The 473-nt window shown below is 55.6% G+C and carries 1 protein-coding gene; it reads right to left on the bottom strand.

Features of this window, described 5'->3' with window-relative positions:
• Window positions 1-473, bottom strand: a 473-nt coding sequence (locus BT108_RS10420) for a transposase (RefSeq protein ID WP_143142473.1), incomplete at both ends; no start/stop codon positions are given.

The following is a 473-nucleotide window of genomic DNA, read 5'->3' as shown; positions in this document are numbered from 1 at the left end:
GAGGCAGTATAGCAGGTTGGGATTTGCGCTTATTGTATCCATGAACGGAACATGTCGCAGCCTCCTCAAAATCCAGGGCAATTCAGAAGCCGCGTTTGCTGCTATGCGTAATCCAGAGGAGGCGAGGTAATTGCTGCATTCCTGTGGCGTAAATGCATCGAGGAGACGGCCGATCTCGTTCCAGAGTGCCTCAACCGTTCTTGCTGCGCTCTTTCGCAATAATGCCTTGAGCTTGGAGAACATCTTCTCGATCGGATTCAAGTCGGGAGAGTAAGGCGGCAGGTAGCGCAGGGTTGCCCCCACAGCCTCGATGGCTTGCTTGACGCCGTCGACCTTGTGACAGGACAGATTGTTGGCTACCACCATGTCGCCTGGTCGTAGCGTCGGACACAGGAAGGTGCGGACATAAGCCAGGAATGCCGCTCCATTCATCGGGCCATCGAGCACCATCGGTGCCGTGATCTGATCCTGGC

The organism is Nitrosovibrio sp. Nv17 (genome assembly GCF_900119085.1).
Lineage (GTDB): Bacteria > Pseudomonadota > Gammaproteobacteria > Burkholderiales > Nitrosomonadaceae > Nitrosospira.
The sequence above is the reverse complement of the archived record's forward strand: the minus strand, read 5'-3'. Positions and strand labels throughout refer to the sequence as shown.